The 23,948-nt window shown below is 70.6% G+C and carries 20 protein-coding genes; 10 read left to right on the plus strand and 10 right to left on the minus strand.

The features are described from left to right. The first annotated feature begins 63 nt into the window (after positions 1–63). Entirely contained in the window at positions 64–1,065 is a 1,002-nt protein-coding gene (locus OG331_RS36755) for a hypothetical protein (RefSeq protein ID WP_406204580.1), read from the plus strand. A gap of 32 nt (positions 1,066–1,097) precedes the next feature. On the opposite strand, the gene OG331_RS36760 is transcribed toward OG331_RS36755, so the two are convergent. From OG331_RS36760 to OG331_RS36770, 3 genes are all read right to left on the minus strand, one after another. Next, positions 1,098–3,398, minus strand: a complete 2,301-nt coding sequence (locus OG331_RS36760; protein ID WP_406204583.1) for an ABC transporter permease — start codon at positions 3,396–3,398, stop codon at positions 1,098–1,100. A 69-nt stretch (positions 3,399–3,467) separates the two neighbouring features. Beyond that, the gene (locus OG331_RS36765; protein ID WP_406210533.1) at positions 3,468–4,244 is read right to left on the minus strand and encodes an ABC transporter ATP-binding protein; all 777 of its coding nucleotides are present in this window, start codon (positions 4,242–4,244) and stop codon (positions 3,468–3,470) included. A gap of 83 nt (positions 4,245–4,327) precedes the next feature. After that, the gene (locus tag OG331_RS36770) at positions 4,328–4,843 is read right to left on the minus strand and encodes a PadR family transcriptional regulator (protein ID WP_362378440.1); all 516 of its coding nucleotides are present in this window, start codon (positions 4,841–4,843) and stop codon (positions 4,328–4,330) included. A 125-nt stretch (positions 4,844–4,968) separates the two neighbouring features. Here OG331_RS36770 and OG331_RS36775 point away from each other — a divergent pair, with 125 nt between their 5' ends. The 5 genes from OG331_RS36775 to OG331_RS36795 all read left to right on the plus strand — a co-directional run bounded on the left by OG331_RS36775 (position 4,969) and on the right by OG331_RS36795 (position 11,631). Further along, on the plus strand, positions 4,969–6,237 hold the full coding sequence (locus tag OG331_RS36775) for an ABC transporter substrate-binding protein (protein WP_406204586.1): 1,269 nt from the start codon (positions 4,969–4,971) through the stop codon (positions 6,235–6,237). A gap of 139 nt (positions 6,238–6,376) precedes the next feature. Next, on the plus strand, positions 6,377–8,020 hold the full coding sequence (locus tag OG331_RS36780) for a glycoside hydrolase family 13 protein (protein ID WP_406204589.1): 1,644 nt from the start codon (positions 6,377–6,379) through the stop codon (positions 8,018–8,020). A gap of 40 nt (positions 8,021–8,060) precedes the next feature. Then, positions 8,061–9,392: an ABC transporter substrate-binding protein gene (locus OG331_RS36785; protein WP_406204592.1), complete on the plus strand. Its 1,332-nt coding sequence runs from the start codon at positions 8,061–8,063 to the stop codon at positions 9,390–9,392. Positions 9,393–9,430: 38 nt separating this feature from the next. Further along, positions 9,431–10,795, plus strand: coding sequence for an ABC transporter permease subunit (locus OG331_RS36790; protein ID WP_406204595.1), 1,365 nt, complete (start codon positions 9,431–9,433; stop codon positions 10,793–10,795). Continuing rightward, a complete protein-coding gene (locus OG331_RS36795) occupies positions 10,792–11,631 on the plus strand; it encodes a carbohydrate ABC transporter permease (protein WP_406204598.1) in 840 nt (279 codons plus the stop codon). The genes OG331_RS36790 and OG331_RS36795 overlap by 4 nt, the downstream gene beginning before the upstream one ends. Positions 11,632–11,696: 65 nt before the next feature. Here OG331_RS36795 and pgl read toward each other — a convergent pair whose 3' ends face one another. The 5 genes from pgl to tkt are packed head-to-tail and all read right to left on the minus strand — an operon-like array spanning position 11,697 to position 18,479. Further along, positions 11,697–12,479: a 6-phosphogluconolactonase gene (gene pgl, locus OG331_RS36800; protein WP_406204601.1), complete on the minus strand. Its 783-nt coding sequence runs from the start codon at positions 12,477–12,479 to the stop codon at positions 11,697–11,699. Next, on the minus strand, positions 12,476–13,699 hold the full coding sequence (opcA, locus tag OG331_RS36805; protein WP_406204604.1) for a glucose-6-phosphate dehydrogenase assembly protein OpcA: 1,224 nt from the start codon (positions 13,697–13,699) through the stop codon (positions 12,476–12,478). Before opcA ends, pgl begins: the two co-directional genes overlap by 4 nt. Beyond that, positions 13,696–15,351, minus strand: coding sequence for a glucose-6-phosphate dehydrogenase (zwf, locus tag OG331_RS36810; protein WP_406204607.1), 1,656 nt, complete (start codon positions 15,349–15,351; stop codon positions 13,696–13,698). Before zwf ends, opcA begins: the two co-directional genes overlap by 4 nt. Next, positions 15,239–16,357 (minus strand): transaldolase, encoded by a 1,119-nt coding sequence (gene tal / locus OG331_RS36815; protein ID WP_406204610.1) that lies wholly within the window; start codon positions 16,355–16,357, stop codon positions 15,239–15,241. Before tal ends, zwf begins: the two co-directional genes overlap by 113 nt. Positions 16,358–16,391: 34 nt before the next feature. After that, positions 16,392–18,479 carry a transketolase gene (gene tkt, locus OG331_RS36820; RefSeq protein ID WP_406204613.1) on the minus strand — a complete coding sequence of 696 codons (2,088 nt, stop codon included), beginning with the start codon at positions 18,477–18,479 and terminating at the stop codon, positions 16,392–16,394. 362 nt (positions 18,480–18,841) lie between these two features. Here tkt and OG331_RS36825 point away from each other — a divergent pair, with 362 nt between their 5' ends. From OG331_RS36825 to OG331_RS36840, 4 genes are all read left to right on the plus strand, one after another. Beyond that, positions 18,842–19,810, plus strand: a complete 969-nt coding sequence (locus OG331_RS36825; protein ID WP_406204616.1) for a heme o synthase — start codon at positions 18,842–18,844, stop codon at positions 19,808–19,810. A gap of 58 nt (positions 19,811–19,868) precedes the next feature. Then, positions 19,869–20,189 carry a hypothetical protein gene (locus OG331_RS36830; RefSeq protein ID WP_406204619.1) on the plus strand — a complete coding sequence of 107 codons (321 nt, stop codon included), beginning with the start codon at positions 19,869–19,871 and terminating at the stop codon, positions 20,187–20,189. A gap of 91 nt (positions 20,190–20,280) precedes the next feature. After that, positions 20,281–21,387, plus strand: a complete 1,107-nt coding sequence (locus OG331_RS36835; protein ID WP_328882417.1) for an amidohydrolase family protein — start codon at positions 20,281–20,283, stop codon at positions 21,385–21,387. An 18-nt stretch (positions 21,388–21,405) separates the two neighbouring features. Next, positions 21,406–22,158 (plus strand): nucleotidyltransferase domain-containing protein, encoded by a 753-nt coding sequence (locus OG331_RS36840; protein WP_406204622.1) that lies wholly within the window; start codon positions 21,406–21,408, stop codon positions 22,156–22,158. Position 22,159: 1 nt separating this feature from the next. Here the strand turns inward: OG331_RS36840 and OG331_RS36845 are convergent, their stop codons facing one another. Then, positions 22,160–23,152: a COX15/CtaA family protein gene (locus OG331_RS36845; protein ID WP_391404008.1), complete on the minus strand. Its 993-nt coding sequence runs from the start codon at positions 23,150–23,152 to the stop codon at positions 22,160–22,162. Positions 23,153–23,227: 75 nt separating this feature from the next. After that, a complete protein-coding gene (locus tag OG331_RS36850) occupies positions 23,228–23,944 on the minus strand; it encodes an ABC transporter permease (RefSeq protein WP_406210536.1) in 717 nt (238 codons plus the stop codon). Between the last annotated feature and the right edge of the window lie 4 nt (positions 23,945–23,948).

Consider the following 23,948-nt stretch of genomic DNA (forward strand, 5'->3'; position numbering starts at 1 on the left):
GGTCGTCCGCTTCCCGTAGACTCCCTCGTTGATCATGGGCACGATCACTCGGGGGAGTGCGAATTGGCTGATCCGCAAGGGAGTTGGACCGGCGGCGCCCTGACCGCCCAGTCGTTCCTGAAGCCTCATCAGGTGGCGCGGGCGGTGTTCCATCCGACCTGGATTCCGGACTCACTGGATCCGTCGGTGGACGCGCTCAAGAAGGCGCGGGTCATCGTGGGGGCGGTTGCGGCGTTCGGTGTCTACACCTTCGTCGAGGGCGGGTTCGCGTTCGACGAGATGTTGGACAACGCGGCGACCGCTTGCGCGGTCCTGCTGTTCATCACACCGCTCACGGTGGGCGTGATGCTCTATCTGTGGCGGCGTTCCGGCGCCGGGACGGTGGGGCAGCTGCGGGAGCCGCTCGTCAGGTCGCTGAAGTTGCTGCTGCTGTTCATCGGCTCGGCGCTCGGGACGGTGTTGATCTTCCGCTTGGGGGGCGGCCTCGGGGTCCTCGGGAACATGCTGTGCAGCCTCGTGGGGCTGTGGATGGGCTTCTTCGTGATCGCCGGCGCCTACCGGATCTCGGGCAACTTCTTCGGCACCGCTGTCGTGCACCGCAGTCTGCCGCCGTTGCTCGCGACGGTGACGACCTGGCTGATGGCGATTCCCGATCTCGTCACCGGTGACCTGCACGGTCTCGGCCTCGCACTGGGCTTCGTCTTCATCCTGGGCGCCCCCGTGACGGTCACGGGCATCGCCCTGCTGGAGATGGGCCGGCTCAAGAACCGGTACGGCATCGGGCTGGCGGCCCACCCGGCCACCCTGCCGCCGATTCCGACGCCCGCTCCGATGCCGACCCCGCCGCCCCCGTCGTACGCCCCGAACGGCTTCGTACCGCCGCAGGGGAATCCGTACGCGCCGCACGGGAACCCCTACGGCCGGCCCCCGCAGGGGAATCCGTACGGCCCGGCCGCGCAGCACCCGTACGGTCCGCAGCCGCCGCAGAACCCACCGCCTCCGTACAACCAGCCGCCTCCGTACAACCCGCAGCAGCCATACGGCCCCGGCCCCTACGGCAGCTGACCTCGCCGAATGTGCAGCGGCCCGGTCGTCGGTCAGGCGACCGCGCTCAGGGTGTCGGCGAGTCGGCGGCGGGCCGCGCGGGAGGCCGGGACGGCGGCGAGTGCGGCTGCTCCGGCGACTGCCGCCGTGCCGAACAGCAGCAGGAGGGCGATGGACGGGCCCTGGGCGATCCCGGCGCCGATGCCGCTCGATCTGCCCTGGGCGTCGATCAGCCAGTGTGCGAGGGGCGTACCCAGTGCCGTGCCGATGACGACCGCGGCCAGGGCGGTGCAGGCCGTGGAGATGACGGTGATCGCGGTGATCTGCCGGGGGGACAGGCCGATGGCCTTGAGGGCCAGCAGGTCGCGCTCGCCCTCGCGGACGGCGCCGCCGATCGCGGTGAGCAGTTCGATGAGCCCGATGAGGGCCAGCACGGCGATCAGGCCGACGACGACTCCGCGCAGGGCCGAGAGGCCGTCGGCGGGGTTCGGGACGGCGTGTACGTCGAGGCGTCCGTGCCCGGTGGTGGCCAGCCGGTCGGCGACTTCACCGGGGTCCGCGCCCGGGCGGAGCCGTAGCTCGTAGAGGGTGGGGCCGAGGCCGGGGTCGTTCTCGCGGAGGGTGTCGAGGGAGGTGGAGATGACCCGGCCGGCATTCTCCGGCTCGACGCTGCGGCCCACGATGTGCAGGATCTGCGGCTGGTCGCCGACGGTCATCCGCACCCAGTCGCCGACCCGCACGTCCAGCAGATCCAGCAGCCCCTGCCCGGCCACCGCCTCGTCGCGGCCCTGCGCGGGGCGGCCCTCGGCCAGGGCGTACGGGTAGGGGTCCGCGCGGGTGCCGAGGCCGCGCAGGGCGATCGTGGCCGTCTGGCCCGGGACCAGGGCGGCCACCTCGACGCCGGGGTAGGCGGCGGTGACCTGCGGGTCGCGTTCCAGCAGCGTGCGGGTGTCCCGGTCGGCCAGGCCGGACTCGGTGTGCACGGTCAGGGCCGTCGGCAGGCCGATCTGCTCGGGGCTGCTGTCGAAGCGCTCGATCGTGGTCCACGCGCTCATCGCCACCACGATCAGCAGCAGCGGCAGCGCGAGCCGGGCGACCGTCGCCAGTGACCGCAGGCGACGTGTGAACGCCCGGTGCCAGCCCAGCACCAGCGCGGGCGGCAGCCGTAGCCCGAGGGCCTGCCGGGCCACCCCCGACAGCCGCCCGCCGAGCGGTGCCGCGGGCCGTGGCACCGGCACCGGAGGCACGCGTCCCGCCCGCCACGCCGCCAGCCCGGTGGTCGCGCCGATGAGCAGCACCGCCGCGACGGGAACCGTGAACAGTGCCACGGTGTGCCCGGGCAGTCCCTGCCACACCCCGACCGCGTCCCCGAGCCGGCCCGGGATATGGCTGCCCAGGGCCTGGATCAGGGTCGCGGCGGCGACGGCACCCAGCAGCGCGTAGGCGAGGTGTTGCAGCAGGAAGACGCGGACCACCTGGCCCGGCGTGAAGCCGATCGCCTTCAGCACGGAGATGTCCCGCAGATGTCCGCGGATGCGGGTGCCGATCGCCCCGTGCACCGCGAGCCCGGCGGCGACCAGCGCGCCCAGTCCGAACAGGCCCAGCACCTGCCCGAGCAGCCGGTTGTCGCCCTGTGCCTCGGCGCGGCCCTGCTTCCAGGTGGAGACCTCGCTGACCGCGCCGGCGCCCAGCACGGTCACGGCGCGCTGGACGGCGTAGTCCGTGTCGTCGGGGTCCGTCAGGCGCAGCCCGATCACCTGGCCGCCCGGGTCGGGCACGGCGGAAGGCGGCGCCCAGACGAGGCCCGGCTGCTCGCCCGGCCGGTAGCGCGGCTCTGCGCTGTCGGCGACGCCGAGGACGGTCAGGGTCCGGGGAGTGCCGGTGTCGGTGCCGGTACCGGGCAGGGTGAGGGTGTCGCCGGGGGCGGCGAGAAGGGCGCGGGCGAGGCGGGTCTCCAGGACGACACCGTCCGGCTTCGCGGGGTCCAGCCAGTGGCCGGAGGTGAGGAGCGGGCGGCCGACGGTGGGGCGCTCGGGGGTGCCGCGCAGTTCGACGGTGGCACGGGTGCCCTGGGACGACAGGGTGGTGGAGGCGGTCGGGTAGGGACCCGCGACGGACTCGACGCCGTCGAGGTCGGTCAGCTTCCCGGTGTCGGCCGAGGGCCCGGTGTGCAGCCACACGTGCGCGCCGTGCGCCTGGGTGAAGACGCGCTGCCAGGGGTTGGTGGCGTAGCCGAAAAGGGCCGTGGCCAGCAACAACGACACGACGATCCCGGCTGTGGCCAGCACGAGGAACAGCGCCTCGCCGCGATGTGTCCGCAGATCGGAGTGCGCCCAGCGCAGGGTGGCTCGCATGGGCGTCAGCCTCGCCGCTCGGGACCGGCGGGCCCGCGCAGGGGGCGGGGATCGTCGTAGAGCCGCATCTCAGTCCCTGAGCTCCAGCACACCCGACGTCCCGGGCCGGCGTGGCGGCGGACCGCCGTCCAGTTCGGCGTCGTCGGCTATGCGGCCGTCGAAGAAGCTGATCACGCGGTCAGCGGCGCTGGCCAGTCGGGCGTCATGCGTGACCAGCACGATCGCCTGGCCGCGCTGGTGGAAGCGGGACAGCAGCCGCATCACCTCGCGGGTGCCCTTGCTGTCCAGGCTGCCGGCCGGTTCGTCGGCCAGGAGCAGCGGCGGCCGGTTGACCAGGGCGCGGGCCAGCGCGACCCGCTGCTGCTCACCGCCGGACAGCTCGCCCGGCAGACTCCGCTCCTTGCCCGCGAGACCGAGCTCGCCCAGCAGCTCCGCCCGCTCGGTGCGCGCCCGCTTCGGCGCGACGCCGGCCAGCAGCGCGGGCAGCTCCACGTTGTCGGCGACGGACAGGTCGGAGACCAGGTTGAAGAACTGGAAGACGATGCCGATCCGCTTCCTGCGCTCCACCGCCCAGCGGGCCTCGCTCCACCGGTCCGCGCACTCGCCGTCCAGCCAGATGCTCCCGCTGTCCGGGCGCTGCAGCCCGCCCAGCAGATGCAGCAAGGTCGACTTACCGGCACCGGACGGACCGGTGACGGCCACGAACTCGCCCTTCCGGACGGAAAGATCGACACCCCGCACGGCATGCGCCGGAGCACCCTCGCCGCCCTGATGCGTCTTGACCAGGCCCTCCGCCCGCAGCACCGGTCGGCTCTCAGCGGGCAGCGCAGAGCTCTCAGCGGGCAGCGCAGAGCTCTCGGCCTGCGGCGCGGAGCCACCGGCTCGCGCGCCACGACCGTCGGCGCCCAGCGCAGGAGCGGAATCGTCGCTCACTCCAGCTCCTCCAGCTCTTCCTGGCACCGTTCCAGCCAGTCGAGGTCGGCCTGCAGATGCAGCATCGCGCCCTCGATCAGCAGATGGGCGATGCGGTTGTCCCGGTCTTCGGCGGCGGCCAGTTTCGACAGTTGACGCATGGTGTTCAAGTACTGGCGCCGCTGTTGGTTGATAAGGGCGATCTGGCTGGCGAGCCCCGTCTGCGGGGCGACGGCCAGCTTCATGAAGAACTCGTCCCGCACCCGCGGCTCGTCCTCGGGCTCCTCGAACCAGGCGCGCAGCGCCTCACGCCCGGCGTCGGTGAGGTGGTAGACCTTCTTGTTGGGCCGGCTCGACTGCTCGACGTCCTCGCCCTCTATCAGCCCCGATTTCTCGAGACGGGCGAGGGTCACATAAATCTGGCCGACATTCGGCTGAGGGTACGCGGAGCCCAGCAGTTGCTCAAGGTCCTGCTTCAGCTCATAGCCGTGCGCCGGGCCGCGCGCCAGCAGGGCCAGGAGGGGCAGCCGCACTCGTGCTCTCCTCCTCGCATCATGGGTAATGTGCCGCGAGGCCTAGTATCGCGCATACCTAACAGGTATACATGGCCTCTGACTCCGGGCGAAGGTGCCTGGGGCCGGTGTGCAAGGAGGAACCTATGCGGTGGATCCACGCCGCCGGTAGGGGCCTTCTCGTCCTCGTTGTGATCCTGACCGGCTACGTTGCCTCCGGCGCCCGCGCCGACGAGGGTCCCGCGAGTGGCAGGGGACCCCTGACCCTCGCCACCGCCGGCGACCTCACCGGCTATCTCGGTTCCGTCCTGGAGGGCTGGAACCGCACCCACCCCGACGAGAAGGTCACTCTCGTCGAGCTGCCCGACTCCGCCGACGAGACCCACGCGCAGATGACGACCGACCTGCGCGGCGGCGACCGCAGCCGCTTCGACGTCCTCAACATCGACGTCAGCTGGACCTCGGAGTTCGCGGCGCAGGGCTGGATCCGCCCGCTGGCGCGTGACCGCTTCCCGCTGGGCAGCTTCCTGCCGCCGGTCGTGGACACGGCAACCTACGACGGACAGCTGTACGCGGTCCCGTACGTCACCAACGCCGGTCTGCTCCTCTACCGCAAGGACATCCTCGCCAAGGAGGGCGTCGACCCACCGCGCACCTGGGCCGAACTCGAACGGGCCGCGAAGACCATCGCGCCCAAGTACGGGTTGGACGGCTACGCGGGGCAGTTCCTGCCGTACGAAGGGCTCACGGTCAACGCCGCCGAGGCCGTCTACTCGGCGGGCGGCTCGATCCTCGGCGACGAGGGTGAGCGCGTCACCGTGAACTCGATGGCGGCCCGCGACGGCATCGACTTCCTTGCCCGGGGCGTCCGCGAGGGCTGGATCCCCGAGCGGGCGCTCACCTACAAGGAGGAGGAGTCCAAGCAGGCCTTCCAGGACGGACGTCTGCTGTTCCTCCGCAACTGGCCGTACGCCTATGTCGGCGCGTCGGCCGAGGGCTCGCCGGTCTCCGGGCGGATCGGTGCCGTGCCGCTGCCGGGTCCGGACGGTCCGGGGACGAGTGTGCTGGGCGGCTCCAACCTGGCCGTCAGCTCCCATGCCCGGCACCCCGACTCGGCCGCCCGCCTGATCGCGTACCTGACCAGTGAGCGCGTCCAGCGCCAGGTCCTCACGCGCGGCGCCCTGCCGCCGGTGCGGGCCGACCTGTACGAGGATCCCGGGCTGGTGCGGGAGTTCCCGTATCTGCCGACCCTGCGCGAGAGCGTGCTGACGGCCGCGCCGCGCCCCAAGAGCCCGCGCTACGACCAGGTGAGCCTGGTGGTGCAGGCGGTCGTGCACGACGCGATGACCGGGCGCGAGACGCCCGAGGCCGCTGTGCGGCGGCTGGCGCGCGAGCTCGACACCATCGCGCGCTGAGTAGTTACCTGTTAAGTAACGGCAGCGTCTCATCCCTCCGCATCCTGTCACGGTATGCCCTATTTTGTTAGGTCAACTGCTCGGTAGCTTGCGTCCAGTTCATTGACACCCTCCTGAAACGGATACTTAACATGCATGCATGCTGAGTAAGTACCACTGGTGGCGTGACGCGGTGATCTACCAGGTCTACGTCCGTAGCTTCCTGGACAGCACCGGCGACGGTGTCGGCGATCTCGCCGGGGTCCGGGCCGGGCTGCCGTATCTGAAGAAGCTCGGGGTCGACGGGATCTGGCTGAGCCCCTTCTATCCCTCGCCGCAGCACGACCACGGGTACGACGTGGCCGACTACTGCGACGTCGACCCGCTCTTCGGCGACCTCGCCGAGTTCGACCAGCTGGTCGCGGCCGCCCGGCGGCTCGGCGTCAAGGTGCTGCTCGACATCGTTCCGAACCACTGCTCCAGCGAGCACCCGTGGTTCGAGGAGGCGCTGGCCGCCGAACCCGGCAGCGCGGCCCGTGCCCGCTTCCACTTCGCCGACGGCCGCGGCGCCGACGGGACCGAGCCGCCCAACAACTGGCACTCCATGTTCGGCGGCCCGGCCTGGAGCCGGGTGACCGAGGCGGACGGGCGGTCCGGGCAGTGGTACCTGCACATGTTCGCGCCCGAGCAGCCCGACTGGAACTGGCGCAACCCCGAGATCGCCGCGGAGTTCGACCGCATCCTCCGCTTCTGGCTCGACCGGGGCATCGACGGCTTCCGCATCGACGTCGCCGCCGGCCTCTACAAGCACCCGGAGCTGCCCGACTCCGACGACCCGGAGGCCGACGCCCGCACCCGCGACTCGGTCAACCCCCTCGCCTGGAACCAGCCCGAGGTGCACGAGGTGTGGCGCCATTGGCGTTCCCTATGCGAGGAGTACACCGCCCGCGACGGCCGTGAGCGCCTGCTCGTCGGCGAGGTGTCCGTGCCGACCGCACGTGAGCACGCCCAGTACGTCCGCTCCGACGAGCTCCACCAGGCCTTCTTCTTCGACCTGCTCAGTGCCCCCTGGGAGGCCGGCGCGTTCCGCAAGGTCATCTCCGAGGCCATGCAGGACATAGCCGGCACGGGCTCGACGGTCACCTGGGTCCTCAACAACCACGACCAGGTCCGCACCGTCACCCGCTACGGCGAACCCGCCACCGAGGGCAGCGGCCTCGGCGCCGCCCGCGCCCGCGCCGCCGCGCTGCTGATGCTGGCGCTGCCCGGTGCCGCGTACATCTACCAGGGCGAGGAGCTGGGCCTGCCCGAGGTCGTCGACCTGCCCGACGACGTGCTCACCGACCCGATCTTCCACCGCACCGGCAGCCGGGCCCGCATCCGTGACGGCTGCCGGGTGCCGCTGCCCTGGTCGGGACAGGCGTCCCCGTTCGGCTTCACCTCCGGCGCCGAGAGCGCCAAGCCCTGGCTGCCGCAGCCCGAGTACTTCGCCGAGTACGCCACCGACCGCGCCCTCGCCGACACCCGCTCCTTCTGGCACCTGTACCGCGACGGCCTCCAACTGCGCGAGGCACTGCCCCAGTTGGGCGAGGGCACGCTGAGCTGGCTGGACAGCCCGCCCGGCGTCCTGGCCTTCGTCCGCGGCGACGGCCTCGTCTGCGCCGTCAACTTCGGTACCGCGCCCACACCGGCGCCGGTCTCCGGCACCCCGCTGCTGTCGAGCGGCCCCTGCCCGGCCGGGGTCCTGCCCGGCTCCACCGCGGCCTGGTGGATGAGCGACGGGACCGAGTCCCGCGCCTCCTGATTTTTCCGTCTACTCCCCATCCCCCGAAGGGACATCAACGATGATGCGACGACGTACGACCCTGCTCACCGGATGCACCGCTCTCGTCCTCGCGCTCGGCGCGACCGCCTGCGGTGGCGGACCGGTCGCCGCGGGCGGCGGTGACAAGGCACTCAGCGGCCAGACGATCAACGTGGCCGGTGTCTGGACCGGCACCGAGCAGAAGAACTTCCAGAAGGTCCTGGACGCGTTCACCGAGAAGACGGGCGCCAAGACCGAGTTCGTGTCCACCGGGGACAACGTCTCCACCGTCGTCGGCAGCAAGATCGAGGGCGGCAACGCCCCCGACGTGGTGATGGTCCCGCAGGTCGGCGTGCTCCAGCAGTTCGCGAAGAAGGGCTGGCTGGAGCCGCTGTCCAAGACCACGCAGAAGTCCGTGGACGCCAACTTCGCTCCCGTGTGGAAGAGCTACGGCAGCGTCGAGGACACCCTCTACGGCCTCTACTTCAAGGCCGCCCACAAGTCGACCGTCTGGTACAGCCCCGACGCTCTCGCCCAGGCCGGCGTCGAGCCGCCGAAGAGCTACGACGACATGCTGAAGGCCGGGCAGACCGTCTCCGACTCCGGCCTCGCCGCCTTCTCGGTCGCCGGCGAGGACGGCTGGACCCTCACCGACTGGTTCGAGAACGTCTACCTCTCCCAGGCCGGACCCGAGAAGTACGACGCCCTCGCCGCGCACGAGTTGAAGTGGACCGACGCGTCCGTGGTCGACGCGCTCACCACCCTCGGCAAGCTGTTCAAGGACAAGCAGCTGATCGCGGGCGGTCAGAAGGAGGCCCTGAACACCGACTTCCCGGGCTCGGTGGAGAAGGTGTTCGGACCGAAGCCCGAGGCGGGCATGGTCTACGAGGGCGACTTCGTCGCGGGCGTCGCCAAGGACCAGTTCGGCAAGTCCATCGGCGAGGACGCGAACTTCTTCCCCTTCCCGGCGGTCGGCGCAGGCAAGGCGCCGGTGGTCAGCGGCGGTGACGCGGCCGTCGTCCTGAAGGACGGCAAGAACCAGAAGGCCGGCATGGCACTGCTGGAGTACCTCGCCACCCCGGAGGCCGCGGCGGTGTGGGCGGAGGCGGGCGGCTTCCTGTCTCCGAACAAGAACGTCGACCTCGCCTCGTACGGCGACGACGTCACCCGCGCGACCGCCAAGTCCCTCGTCTCCGCGGGCGATTCGGTCCGCTTCGACATGTCCGACCAGGCCCCGGCGTCCTTCGGCGGCACCAAGGGCGCCGGCGAGTGGAAGCTGCTGCAGGACTTCCTGCGCGACCCGTCGGACCCGAAGGGCACCGCGGCGAAGCTGGAGGCCGCGGCGGCCAAGGCGTACGAGGGCCAGGGCTGATCATCCATGACCGCCACACGTATGAAAGCTGACCGGACATGACCGCCACCCTCGTGAAAGAGGCAAGCCCGTCGCCCGCTCCGGGCGACGGCAAGGCGCGCGCCCGACGCTCACGGCGGCGCGGGCGGATCATCGCCCTCCTCTTCGTCTTCCCCGCGCTGCTCCTGCTGGGCGCGCTCGTCGTCTACCCCGTGCTGTTCTCCATCGGCCGCAGCTTCTTCGACGCCTCCGGCACCGAGTTCGTGGGCGGCGAGAACTACTCCGAGATGTTCCGCGACCCGGCGACACTCAACGCGATCCGCAACACGACCATCTGGGTCGTCGTGGCCCCGGCGCTGCTGACGGGCCTCGGCCTGATCCTGGCCGTGCTGGTGGAGAAGGTCCGCTGGGCGACCGCCTTCAAGCTGCTGCTGTTCATGCCGATGGCCGTGTCCTTCCTCGCCGCCGGCATCATCTTCCGGCTCGCCTACGACGAGGACCCGGACAAGGGCGTGCTGAACGCCGCTGTCGTCTCCGTGCACGACGCCTTCCAGGGCACGTCGACGTATCCGACGGCCCGGGCCCGCGACGGGCAGGGCCTGGCGAAGGACGCGGACGGCTCGTACGGCACGAGCGCGACCGCGTCTCCCGGGGACGCCGTGACACTGGGCCTCGTCGGTGTGCTGCCGGCGGACCTTCCCGAGGACGCCCGGCCGGCGAACGCGGCTGCGGGGCAGAAGGCGGGCCCCGGTGAGCTCAGCGGTGTCGTGTACCTCGACTTCACGCCCGGTGGGGGAGGGGAGCAGGGCAAGGTCGACCAGCGGGAGAGCGGGCTGCCGGAGATGACGGTCGAGGCGGTGCGTGACGGGGAGGCGGTCGCCTCGACGACCACGGGGGCCGACGGCTCCTTCCGCTTCGAGGGGCTGGACGACGGCTCGTACACCGTGAGGCTGCCGGCCTCGAACTTCGCCGCCCCCTACGAGGGCGTGTCCTGGCTGGGGCCCACGCTCGTCACGCCGGCGATCATCGGGGCGTACCTGTGGATCTGGACCGGGTTCGCGATGGTCCTGATCGGCGCGGGTCTGGCGACCCTGCCCCGGGACGCGCTGGAGGCGGCGCGGATGGACGGCGCGAACGAGTGGCAGATCTTCCGGCGGATCACCGTGCCGCTGCTGGCGCCGGTGCTGACGGTCGTGTTCATCACCCTCGTCATCAACGTGATGAAGGTCTTCGACCTCGTCTACATCATCGCGCCCGGGCCGGTGCAGGAGGACGCGACCGTACTCGCGACGCAGATGTGGCTGGTGTCGTTCGGCGGCGGCAACAACCAGGGCCTCGGCAGCGCGCTCGGCGTACTGCTCCTGCTGCTCGTCATCCCCGCCATGGTCTTCAACGTCCGCCGTTTCCGAGGGAGTCAGCGATGAACGCGGTCAGGCGCGGACTGGGCAACGGGCTGGTCCAGGCGTTTCTCGTGGTGATCGGGCTGGTGTGGCTGACGCCGCTGGCCGGGCTGTTCATGTCCTCCATGCGGTCCGCCGAGGACACGGCGAAGGGCGGCTGGTGGACCGTGTTCACCAGTCCCGGCCAGCTGTCCTTCGACAACTACTCGGCGCTGCTGGGGAACGCCGGGATCACCCAGGCCTTCTGGAACACCGTGCTGATCTCGGTGCCGGCGACCTTGCTGGTGGTCGTCCTCGCGGCACTCGCCGGGTACGCCTTCGCGTGGCTGGACTTCCCCGGACGTGAGGCGATCTTCCTGGTCGTCGTGGCGCTGCTCGTGGTGCCCGTGCAGATCGGCCTCCTCCCGGTCGCCAAACTCTTCGGCCAGCTGGGGCTGTTCGGCACGATTCCCGGTGTCGTCCTGTTCCACGTGGCGTACGGGCTGCCGTTCGCGGTGTTCCTGCTGCGGAACTACTTCGCCGAGCTGCCGAAGGAGATGCTGGAGGCCGCCCGGATGGACGGGGGCAGCGAGTGGCGGATCTTCACACGGCTGATACTCCCGGTGGGGCGCCCGGCGATCGCCTCGCTCGCCATCTTCCAGTTCCTGTGGGTGTGGAACGACATGCTGGTGGCGCTGCTCTTCGCGGACAGCGCGTCGCAGCCGCTCACGGTTGAACTGCAGTCCCAGATCCGGCAGTTCGGCAGCAACATCGACGTGCTGGCGCCGGGGGCGTTCGTGTCGCTGGTGGTGCCGGTCATGGTGTTCTTCGCGTTCCAGCGGCACTTCGTGCAGGGCGTGATGGCCGGGTCGGTGAAGTAGTCCGGGCAAGTCGTGCATGTACTTCGGGCCCTCGCTTCACCGGGAAGCGAGGGCCCGAAGTGCGTTCACGCAGACGCCGGTGGATACAACGACCGCGGCAGCTGCGAAGCCGCCGCCGTGTCCAGCAGCCACAGCGTCCTGGCACGGCCGTACGCCCCGGCCGCCGGTGCCTGGATCTCACCCGCGCCCGACAACGCGATCGCCGCCGCCCGCGCCTTGTCCTCGCCCGCCGCCAGCAGCCACACCTCACGCGCCGCCCGGATCGCGGGCAGCGTGAGGGTGACACGGGTCGGAGGGGGCTTGGGGGCGCCGTGCACGCCGACGACCGTGCGGTCCGTCTCCCGTACCGCGGGGAGTTCCGGGAACAGCGAGGCCACGTGCGTGTCCGGACCCACGCCCAGCATCAGGACGTCGAACGTGGGAACCGCGCCGTGGTTCTCCGGGCCCGCCGCCCTCGCCAGTTCCTCCGCGTACGCGGAAGCGGCCGCCTCCACGTCCGTGCCGAACGGGCCGTCCGAGGCGGGCATCGCGTGCACCCGCTTCGGGTCCAGCGGCACAGCGTCCAGCAGGGCCGCACGCGCCTGCGTGACGTTGCGCTCCGGATCGCCCTCGGGCAGGAAGCGCTCGTCGCCCCACCAGAGGTCCAGCCGGCCCCAGTCGACGGCGTCCCGGGCGGGGGCCGCCGCGAGCGCGGCCAGCAGGCCATTGCCGTTGCGGCCACCCGTGAGGACCACGGACGCCGAGCCCCTTGAGGCCTGCGCGTCCACGATCTTCGTGATCAGGCGGGCCGCCGCGGCCTGCGCCATCAGCTCCTTGTCGTGGTGCACGACCAGCTGCGGAGTACTCACTTCGCCGCCGCCTTCTTCACCGGTTCCGGTGCCGTCGCTTCCTTCGCGGGTGCTTTCGCAGCGGTTTCGACGGGAGCCGGGAGAGCGGCTCGTCCGGCCTGTTCTCCTTTGGCCGGCGATCCCTCCCCGGCCTGCGATTCCCCGGCCTGCTCGGCCTGCCCGGCCTGCGAGTCTCCGGCCGCTGACTGCTCGGCCGGCGACTCCTCGGCCCTGGCCACGGCGGCCTCGGCCAGAGCGACGGCCTGCGCCGCCTTGGCGATCGCGGCCTCGACGCCCCGGACCGCCTGAGCCGGCCCGGCGTTCAGCCGCTCCACCCCGAACCGCAGCGCCGAGGCGTACGTGTCGTCCGGGTCGAGTCGCCGCAGCTCCTCCGCGATCAGCTCGGCCGTCTCCCGCCGCTTCAGAGCCACCGCACGGTCCGGCTGGCCCTGGATGGAGAGGGTCGCCAGGGAGCCGTCCGGCCGGTCGAGCGCTATCGGGCCGCAGTCGGTGTCCATGCGGACCGCCGTCAGGCCGGGGCCCGACGACAGCGACCGCTTGACGGGGACGTCCAGCCGGTCCGCGAGCCACATCGCCAGCAGCTCACAGCTCGGGTTGAACTCCTCGCCCTCCACCTCGACGGCCTGCACTTCGCAGACCACCTGGTCCAGAGCCGCCGCCAGCATCGAGCGCCACGGCGTGATCCGGGTCCAGGACAGGTCGGTGTCGCCGGGGGTGTAGGCGTCGGCGCGGGCCGACAGCTCCCGTACCGGCTGCTCCGACGCGTACGTGTCGGTCACCCGGCGCTGGGCCAGCGCGCCCAGCGGGTCCTTCGCCGGGTCGAGCGGTGCGTTGACCGGCCACCAGACCACCACCGGGGCGTCCGGCAGGAGGAGCGGCAGGACGACCGACTGGGCGTGGTCGGACACCTCGCCGTACAGACGCAGGACGACCGTCTCGCCGGTGCCCGCTTCCGCGCCCACCCGCACCTCGGCGTCCAGCCGGGACTGCGTACGGTCGCGGGGCGAGCGCGAGACGCGTTTGATGACCACGAGCGTGCGCGAGGGGTGCTCGCGCGAGGCGTCGTTGGCGGCCTTCAGGGCGTCGTAGGCGTTCTCCTCGTCCGTCACGATGACCAGCGTGAGCACCATGCCGACGGCCGGCGTGCCGATGGCCCGGCGGCCCTGCACCAGCGCCTTGTTGATCTTGCTGGCCGTGGTGTCCGTGAGGTCTATCTTCATGGCCGGCGCCAGCTCCGTCCGTCTCGCTCGAGCATGTGGTCCGCCTCGACGGGGCCCCAGGTACCGGAGGGGTACTGGGCCGGCTTGCCAGTCGTGTCCCAGTACTCCTCGATCGGGTCGAGGATCTTCCAGGACAGCTCGACCTCCTCGGTGCGCGGGAAGAGGTTCGAGTCGCCCAGGAGGACGTCCAGGATCAGACGCTCGTACGCCTCCGGGCTCGACTCCGTGAAGGACTCGCCGTAAGCGAAGTCCATCGACACGTCCCGGATCTCCATCGACGTGCCCGGCACCTTCGAGCCGAAGCGGACCGTGACACCCTCGTCCGGCTGGACGCGGATCACGATCGCGTTCTGGCCGAGCTCCTCGGTGGCGGTCGTGTCGAAGGGGGAGTGCGGCGCACGCTGGAAGACGACCGCGATCTCGGTGACGCGGCGGCCCAGACGCTTGCCGGTGCGCAGGTAGAAGGGGATGCCCGCCCAGCGGCGGTTGTCGATCCCCAGCTTGATCGCGGCGTACGTGTCGGTCTTCGACCTGGCGTTGATGCCCTCCTCCTGGAGGTACCCGACCGCCTTCTCGCCACCCTGCCAGCCGGCCGCGTACTGCCCGAACACCGTGTCCCGGCCCAGGTCCTTCGGTAGCCGTACGGCACCCAGCACCTTGGTCTTCTCGGCCGCCAGTGCGTCCGCGTCGAAGGAGGCGGGCTCCTCCATCGCGGTCAGCGCCAGGAGCTGGAGCAGGTGGTTCTGGATGACGTCACGGGCGGCGCCGATGCCGTCGTAATAGCCGGCACGACCGCCGATGCCGATGTCCTCGGCCATGGTGATCTGCACGTGGTCCACGAAGGACCGGTTCCAGATCGGCTCGAACATCGTGTTGGCGAACCGCAGCGCCAGGATGTTCTGGACGGTCTCCTTGCCCAGGTAGTGGTCGATGCGGAAGACCTGGTCCGGGGCGAAGACCTCGTGGACGACCTTGTTGAGCTCCTCGGCCGACTTCAAATCGTGTCCGAAGGGCTTCTCGATGACCGCGCGGCGCCAGGAGCTGCTCGTCTGGTCGGCGAGGCCGTGCTTCTTCAGCTGCTGGATGACCACCGGGAAGGAGCGCGGCGGCACCGAGAGGTAGAAGGCGAAGTTGCCGCCCGTGCCCTGGGCCTTGTCCAGCTCCTCGATGGTGCCGCGCAGCCGCTCGAAGGCGTCGTCGTCGTCGAAGGTGCCCTGCACGAAGCGCATGCCCTGGATGAGCTGCTGCCAGACCTCCTCACGGAAGGGGGTGCGGGCGTGCTCCTTGACGGCGTCGTGGACCTCCTGCGCGAAGTCCTCGTTGGCCCACTCGCGGCGAGCGAAGCCCACCAGCGAGAAACCCGGCGGCAACAGACCTCGGTTGGCGAGGTCGTAAACGGCCGGCATCAGCTTCTTACGTGACAAATCGCCCGTAACGCCGAAGATCACCAGGCCCGACGGCCCCGCGATACGCGGGAGCCGTCGGTCGGCGGCGTCACGAAGCGGGTTCGCTTCAGTGACGGTGAAGGGTGGCAAGGGATCAGCCCTCCGAGGGGGCGAGGCGCTCGAGCTCTGCCTCGGTCGACTTGAGCAGGTCGTTCCAGGACGCCTCGAACTTCTCGACGCCCTCGTCCTCCAGCAGCTGGACGACATCGTCGTACGAGATGCCGAGCCGCTCGACCGCGTCCAGGTCGGCGCGGGCCTGCTGGTAGGTGCCTGCGATGGTGTTGCCGGTGATCGAGCCGGTCTCCTCGGTCGCCTGCAGGGTGGCCTCCGGCATGGTGTTGACCGTGTTCGGCGCCACCAGGTCGTCGACGTACATGGTGGCCTTGTAGGCCTTGTCCTTCACACCGGTGGAGGCCCACAGCGGACGCTGCTTGTTGGCACCCGCGTTCTCCAGCGCGCTCCAGCGATCGGAGGAGAAGACCTCCTCGTACGCCTGGTAGGCGAGCCGCGCGTTGGCCACGGCCGCCTTGCCGCGCGCGGCCTTGGCCTCGTCGGTGCCGAGCGCGTCGAGCCGCTTGTCGATCTCGGCGTCCACGCGGGACACGAAGAACGACGCCACCGACCGGATCTTGGACAGGTCCAGGCCCTTGGCCTTGGCCTTCTCCAGACCGGCGAGGTAGGCGTCCATGACCTCGCGGTAGCGCTCCAGCGAGAAGATCAGCGTCACGTTGACGCTGATGCCGCGGCCGATGACCTCGGTGATCGCCGGGAGGCCCGCCTTGGTGGCCGGGATCTTGATGAGCGTGTTGGGCCGGTCGACCAGCCAGGCCAGCTGCTTGGCCTCGGCGACGGTCGCACGGGTGTTGTGGGCCAGGCGGGGGTCGACCTCGATGGAGACCCGGCCGTCCTGGCCGTCGGTGGCGTCGAAGACCGGGCGCAGGATGTCGGCGGCGTCGCGGACGTCCGCCGTCGTGATCATGCGTACGGCCTCTTCGACGGTGACCTTGCGGGCGGCGAGGTCGGCGAGCTGCTGCTCGTAACCGTCACCGCTGCTGATCGCCTTCTGGAAGATCGTCGGGTTGGTGGTGACACCCACGACGTGCTGCTGGTCGATCAGCTCGGCGAGGTTGCCGGACGTGATGCGCTGGCGCGACAGGTCGTCCAGCCAGATCGCGACGCCTTCCTCGGAGAGGCGCTTGAGTGCGTCTGTCATGGAAAATCAAACTCCTACGTCTCGTATATGAGCGTCAGCGCTGGGCCGCGGCGAGGGATTCCCGCGCGGCGGCGGCCACGTTCTCGGCAGTGAAGCCGAACTCCCGGAAAAGGACCTTGCCGTCGGCGGAAGCACCGAAGTGCTCCAGGGAAACGATGCGACCCGCGTCCCCGACGTACTTGTGCCAGGTGAGACCGATGCCGGCCTCCACCGCGACCCGCGCCCTGACGGCCGGCGGAAGAACGCTGTCCCGGTACCCCTGGTCCTGCTCCTCGAACCACTCCACGGACGGCATGGACACGACTCGCGTCGGCACCCCGTCCGCCTGCAGCTGCTCGCGCGCCTCGACGGCGACGTGCACCTCGGAGCCGGTCGCGATGAGGACGACCTGCGGCTCGCCGCCGTCGGCCTCGAACAGCACGTAACCACCGCGCGCGGCGTCGTCGTCGGCCTCGTACGTCGGCACGCCCTGACGGGTCAGCGCCAGACCGTGCGGGGCACCCTTGCCGAACTCCTTGGTGTAGCGCTTGAGGATCTCGCGCCAGGCGATCGCGGTCTCGTTGGCGTCGGCGGGACGCACGACGTTGAGACCGGGGATGGCGCGCAGGGACGCGAGGTGCTCGATCGGCTGGTGCGTCGGGCCGTCCTCACCGAGACCGATCGAGTCGTGCGTCCACACGTACGTCACCGGCAGGTGCATCAGTGCCGACAGACGTACGGCGTTGCGCATGTAGTCGGAGAACACGAGGAACGTGCCGCCGTAGATACGGGTGTTGCCATGCAGCGCGATGCCGTTCATCTCCGCGGCCATGGAGTGCTCGCGGATGCCGAAGTGGATCGTGCGGCCGTACGGGTTCGCCTCCGGGAGCGGGTTGTCCGCCGGGAGGAACGACGACGTCTTGTCGATCGTCGTGTTGTTGGAGCCGGCCAGGTCGGCCGAGCCGCCCCACAGCTCAGGGATGACGGCACCGAGCGCCTGGAGCACCTTGCCGGACGCGGCACGCGTCGCGACGCCCTTGCCGGGCTCGAAGACCGGGAGCTTCTCCTCCCAGCCGGTGGGCAGCTCGCCCTTGGCGACGCGGTCGTACTCGGCGGCGCGCTCGGGGTTGTTGTCCCGCCACTGCTGGAAGGACTTCTCCCACACGGCACGGGCCGCCTGGCCGCGCTCCAGGGCACCCCGGGTGTGGGTGATGACCTCGTCGGAGACCTCGAAGCTCTGCTCCGGGTCGAAGCCGAGGACGCGCTTGGTGGCCGCGACCTCCTCGTCGCCGAGCGCCGAGCCGTGGGCGGCCTCGGTGTTCTGCGCGTTCGGGGCCGGCCAGGCGATGATCGAGCGCATCGCGATGAAGGACGGCTTGTCCGTCACCTTCTTCGCTTCCTCGATCGCGTCGTAGATGGCGTGCGGGTCGAGGTCGCCGTCCGGCTGCGGGGCGACGCGCTGGACGTGCCAGCCGTACGCCTCGTACCGCTTGACGGTGTCCTCGGAGACGGCCGTCTCGGTGTCGCCCTCGATCGAGATGTGGTTGTCGTCCCACAGCAGGATCAGGTTGCCGAGCTGCTGGTGGCCGGCCATCGAGGAGGCCTCGGCGGAGATGCCCTCCTGGAGGCAGCCGTCACCGGCGATGGCGTAGACGAAGTGGTCGAACGGGGAGGTGCCCTCGGGGGCCTCCGGGTCGAACAGGCCACGCTCGTAGCGGGCGGCCATCGCCATGCCGACGGCGTTGGCGACACCCTGGCCCAGCGGGCCGGTCGTCGTCTCGACGCCCGTGGTGTGGCCGTACTCCGGGTGACCGGGGGTCTTCGAACCCCAGGTGCGGAACGCCTTCAGGTCGTCCAGCTCCAGGCCGAAGCCGGCCAGGTACAGCTGGGTGTAGAGGGTCAGGGACGAGTGTCCGGCAGACAGCACGAAGCGGTCGCGCCCGACCCAGTCGGCGTCCGCCGGGTCGTGCCTCATCACCTTCTGGAAGAGGGTGTAGGCGGCAGGTGCCAGGCTCATCGCCGTACCCGGATGGCCGTTTCCGACCTTCTGTACGGCATCGGCGGCCAGGACGCGGGCGGTGTCGACGGCCCGCTGGTCCAGCTCGGTCCACTCGAGGTCTGTGGTGGTCGGCTTGGTGCTCACCCTGGGTCAGGGCTCCTCTCCACATGTCGGATGCCGGTGTTTCGGGCGTGCGCCCACCGGCTGCCGGCGTTCTCGGCGTCGGCCGGCCGTTGTCGAGCCTACCCCTGGAAGTACGTGCGTTTTTTCGAGTCATTCCAGACTGCCGGGAGTCGCCGGGATGCGCCTCCCGACTGGCTCGTTCCGCGTTCGGCAAGTGAATACGCAGGCGCTCATCCGGGTGCTCAATCGAGCTTCCGCGCGCCCGTCGGACCACCCCCTCCAACACGACCCCACCCCCGCGAATGTCCGGGTCTGGGCAACGTCTACAGTGGCGTGGTACGCGCGAGCCTTTACCGGGACTTCACACGGGGAGGCTTGCTGGGATGTCTCTGTCAGGGGTGTGCGTGACGGCCGTTGAATCCCGTCCAGCGGGGATTATCGGGACGAGCCAGAGCCCGAGCCGGCGGCCGATCGGGGCCCGGGTCAAGGCGTTCGTGGCGCTTACCAAGCCGCGGATCATCGAGCTGCTGCTGATCACCACCGTTCCGGTGATGTTCCTGGCCGAGCAGGGCGTGCCGGACCTCGGTCTGGTCCTGCTCACCTGCATCGGCGGGTACCTCTCCGCCGGCGGCGCCAACGCGCTGAACATGTACATCGACCGCGACATCGACGCGCTCATGGACCGCACCTCGCAGCGACCGCTGGTCACCGGGATGGTCAGCCCGCGCGAGTGCCTGGCCTTCGGCATCACGCTGGCGGTCGTCTCCACGCTGCTCTTCGGCCTCACCGTCAACTGGCTGTCGGCCTGGCTCTCGCTCGGCGCGCTCCTCTTCTATGTCGTCGTCTACACGATGATCCTCAAGCGCCGTACGTCGCAGAACATCGTGTGGGGCGGCATCGCGGGCTGCATGCCGGTGCTGATCGGCTGGACGGCCGTCACGAACTCCCTCACCTGGGCGCCGCTCATCCTCTTCCTGGTGATCTTCTTCTGGACGCCGCCGCACTACTGGCCGCTGTCCATGAAGGTGAAGGAGGACTACGCGCGCGTGGGCGTGCCCATGCTCCCTGTCATCGCCTCGAACAAGGTCGTCGCGAAGCAGATCGTCATCTACAGCTGGGTGATGGTCGCGGTCTCCCTCCTGTTGACGCCGCTCGGCTACACCGGCTGGTTCTACACCGCGGTCGCGCTGGTCGCGGGCGGCTGGTGGCTGTGGGAGGCGCACGCGCTGCAGAACCGGGCGAAGGCGGAGGTGACGGGCGGCAAGCTGAAGGAGATGCGGCTCTTCCACTGGTCGATCACCTACGTCTCGCTGCTGTTCGTGGCTGTGGCGGTCGACCCGTTCCTGCGCTGACGCACGTCACAGTGCCCTGCCCTCGCCAGCTGATCTACCCGTGAGTAGCATCCTGGCCATGGCAGACACGCAGCAGGTTGACCAGAAGACCGAGCGCAGGGTGGCCAAGCTGGCCAAGCAGATCAACACCTTCGCGAAGTCCCACGGCGGCGCCGAGGCCCAGGTCGCGTACATCGGCGAGCGCGGCGCCCGCATCGTGCTCGTCGGCGAGGACGGCGGCTGGGGAGACCTGGTGGCACCGTCGTACGAGATCGCCGAGAAGGCGGTTCAGAAGGCCGGGGTCACGCGCCACGAGTCCTTCGACGGCGAGTTCGCGGCGAAGGTGAAGACCGGCGCGTACGAGTGGAAGCGGATGGCCGGCATCCAAGTCGGCGGCTGAACAACTCCCCCTTTTCTTACGCAACACCAAGTCACCGGTTCACCCGTTAGGACCTGTAGAGCAAACGCAGCGTCCACCACGGGGAGTCCGGATGATCGAAACGCCATCCCTCGTGGACCAGTACTGCCACGGCGTACTGCGAACGGAGCTGGGCCTCGGCACCTTCGAGGCCCAGCTGGCCCGCACCGAGGGCCCACCGGCGCCCGGCACCACGCTCTTCGACACCCAGACGGGTTTCGCCGTACGACGCTGGTGCCCGCCCCTCCTCGGTCTGGAACCGCACTGCCCGCCCGCCCGCTATCTCGCCCGGCGACGTGAACTGGGCGTCCTGGAGGCGGGCCGGCGCCTGCTGCGGGGCAGCGGCGTCACGACCTATCTGATCGACACCGGTCTGCCCGGCGACCTCACCGGCCCCGGGGAGATGGCGTCCGCCGGATCCGCCGAGGCCCATGAGATCGTGCGCCTCGAACTCCTCGCCGAACAGGTCGCCGACACCTCCGGCACGGTCGAGTCCTTTCTCGCCAACCTCGCCGAGTCGGTGCACGGCGCCGCGGCGAACGCGGTGGCCTTCACGTCCGTGGCGGGCGTCCGGCACGGCCTCGCGCTCGCGCCCGAGCCGCCGGGGCCGGGGGAGGTGCGGGGCGCCGCCGGGCGCTGGCTGGCGGCACGCAGGGTCGGCGGCGAGCTGAGCGACCCGGTGCTGCTGCGGCACCTGCTGTGGATCGCGGTGGCCTCGGGGCTGCCGCTGCAACTGCACGCGGGGCTCGGGGAGCCGGGGCTGCGCATCGACCGCACGGACCCGGTGCTGCTGACGGACTTCGTCCGCGCGACGGCCGGCCTCGGCACGGACCTGGTCCTCCTGCACGGCTACCCGTACCACCGCCACGCCGCCCATCTGGCCGGTGTCTTCCCGCACGTCTACGCCGACTCGGGCGCCGCACTCATCCGCACCGGCGCCCGGGCGGCCACGATCCTCGCCGAGATCCTGGAACTGGCCCCCTTCGGCAAGATCCTCTTCTCCAGCGGCGCCCAGGGCCTGCCCGAACTGCATGTGGTCGGGGCCCGCCTGTTCCGCGAGGCCCTCGCCAGGGTGCTCGGCGGCTGGGTCGCCGAGGGGGCATGGTCGCTGGGGGACGCGCAACGGGTGGCGGGGATGGTGGCAGCGGGAAACGCCAGGAGGGTGTACGGACTGGAGTGAGCCGCACAGACTGGGCGGATGCCGACTGACGCCTTACTCGACCGCTTCCTCGCAGAGCTCGCGGTTCTCGCTCCCGCAGCTCCCGTCGCCGTCTGGGCGCACGGCTCACTCGCCGGCGGCGACTACCAGGAGGGCCGCAGCGATCTGGACCTGATCGCCGTTGTGGACGGCCCGCTCACGCCCCGCACCATCTGGCAGGTGGCGAAGGTCCACGCCCGGCTGCGGTCCGAGCCGCTCGCCCGGCTGCTGCACTGCACGTACCTGACACCGGACACGGCCGACGACGCCGAGCGGCGCCACCTCACCTGGGCGCACCAGCAGTTGTTCAAACGGACGGTGACCCCGGTGACCCGGCGCGAGCTGCACGCCTTCGGCCGAGTGCTGCACGGCAAGGCGCCCGCCGGGCTGCTGCCGCCGGTGCCGGACCGGGAACTCGGCGAGTTCGTCGTACGCGACCAGCGGGACTTCTGGCGGCCGGCGGTCGACAACGCCTCGCTGTGGACCAAGGACGTGTGGGTCGACCTCGGGATGATCACCTACGCCCGCGCGAGCGTCACCCTGCGCGACGGCCGACTGATCTCCAAGCGCGAGGCCCTGGACCTGTTGCCCGGCCTCGGGGCGCCCGTCGAACTCGTCGAGGACATCCGCAGCCGGCGCTACGACAGCTGTGCGCCCCCGACTCCGACCGGGGAGCGGGCGACGCGCAGGGCCGGCCTGACTCGGAGCTACCTCGGCCCTGCGATCGACGAGTTGGTGACGACGTACAGCTGACCTACGCGCGCGTGCCGACCGTCGGCTCGGCCGCCGGGGACGGGATGCCGATCTCGTCGTACGGCCGTTCCCGCAGGGCCAGCGCCACCCGCAGGACCGCGATCCAGGTCACGGCCGAGCCGAGCATGTGCAGGCCGACCAGGATCTCCGGGAGGTCCGTGAAGTACTGGACGTAGCCGATGACGCCCTGGGCGAGGAGGACCAGGAAGAGGTCGCGGGTGCGGTTCAGGGGGCCCTTCGGGGCGTCGACCGCCTTGAGGACGAACCACAGGGCGAACGTCAGCGTGACCACGATCCAGGCCAGCACGGCGTGCAGCTTGGTGACGTTCTCCCAGTCGAGCGGCATCCGCTCGACCTCACTGGAGTCGCCCGCGTGCGGGCCGGCGCCGGTGACCACCGTGCCGACCAGGATCAGCAGCACCGAGGCCCCGACCAGGACCCACACCAGCTGCCGCACCGCCTTGCCGACCAGCGGACGCGGCGTCGAGTCGCCCTCCCGGGTGCGCTGCCACATCACCGTGGCGACCGCGATCAGGGCGGACGTCGCCACGAAGTGGGCCGCGACCGTGTACGGGTTGAGGCCGACCAGCACGACGATGCCGCCGAGCACCGCGTTGCTCATCACGATCCAGAACTGCGCCCACCCCAGCCGGGTCAGGCCACGCCGGTGCGGCTTCTCGGAGCGCGCGGCGATGATCGCCCAGCCGACTGCGGCGCACAGTACGTACGTCAGCATGCGGTTGCCGAACTCGATGGCGCCGTGCAGGCCCATCTCGCTGGTGGCGGTGAGCGAGTCGTCGGTGCACTTGGGCCAGGTCGGGCAGCCGAGCCCGGACCCGGTGAGGCGCACCGCACCGCCGGTGACCACGATGAGCACCGACATCACGAGCGCGGCGAGGGCCGCCCGTTGGACCGTCCTCGGGGTCGGGGTCCAGCGTGCGGCGATGAAGGCGAGGGGGTTGCGCACGGCCGCTACGGCGTCGGCGCGGGTCAGCTTTGGCACGCGCCCTATCGTAGGCGGCCGCTTGTGCACGGTTTCACGAGGGTCCCGCTCGCGCCGCGGACCGGGCTACTCCCAGCGGAAGAACTTGCCCGCCGCCGCGAGCCCGACGACCGCCCACACGGCCAGAATCCCCAGGTCACCCCATGGCATCCCGGCCCCGTGCTGCAGCACGTCCCGCAGCCCGTCCGACAGGGCCGAGATCGGCAGCAGCCCCAGCACGTCCTGCGCGCCGGCCGGGAACTTGTCCAGCGGCACGATCACCCCGCCGCCGACGAGCAGCAGCAGGAAGACCAGGTTGGCGGCGGCCAGCGTGGCCTCGGCCTTGAGCGTGCCGGCCATCAGCAGTCCGAGCCCCGAGAAGGCGGCCGTCCCGAGGACCAGCAGGAGGACGACGGCTGCCGGGTTTCCCTCCGGCGACCAGCCCAGCGCAAAGGCGATCACCGTCAGCAGGGCGATCTGCAGGACCTCGGTGACCAGCACGGACGCCGTCTTCGCCGTCATCAGGGCCCAGCGGGGCAGTGGCGAGGAGGCCAGCCGCTTCAGCACCCCGTACCGGCGCTCGAAGCCCGTGGCGATGGCCTGGCCCGTGAACGCCGTGGACATCACGGCGAGCGCGAGGATGCCGGGGGCGAGGAAGTCGACGGCCGCGCCGGAGCCCGTGTCGACGATGTCCACCGAGCTGAAGAGGACCAGCAGCAGCGTGGGGATCACGACGGTCAGCAGCAGCTGCTCGCCGTTGCGCAGCAGCATCTTCGTCTCCAGGGCCGCCTGCGCCGCGATCATGCGG

This window comes from Streptomyces sp. NBC_01017, assembly GCF_045162795.1.
Classification (GTDB): Bacteria; Actinomycetota; Actinomycetes; order Streptomycetales; family Streptomycetaceae; genus Streptomyces; species Streptomyces machairae.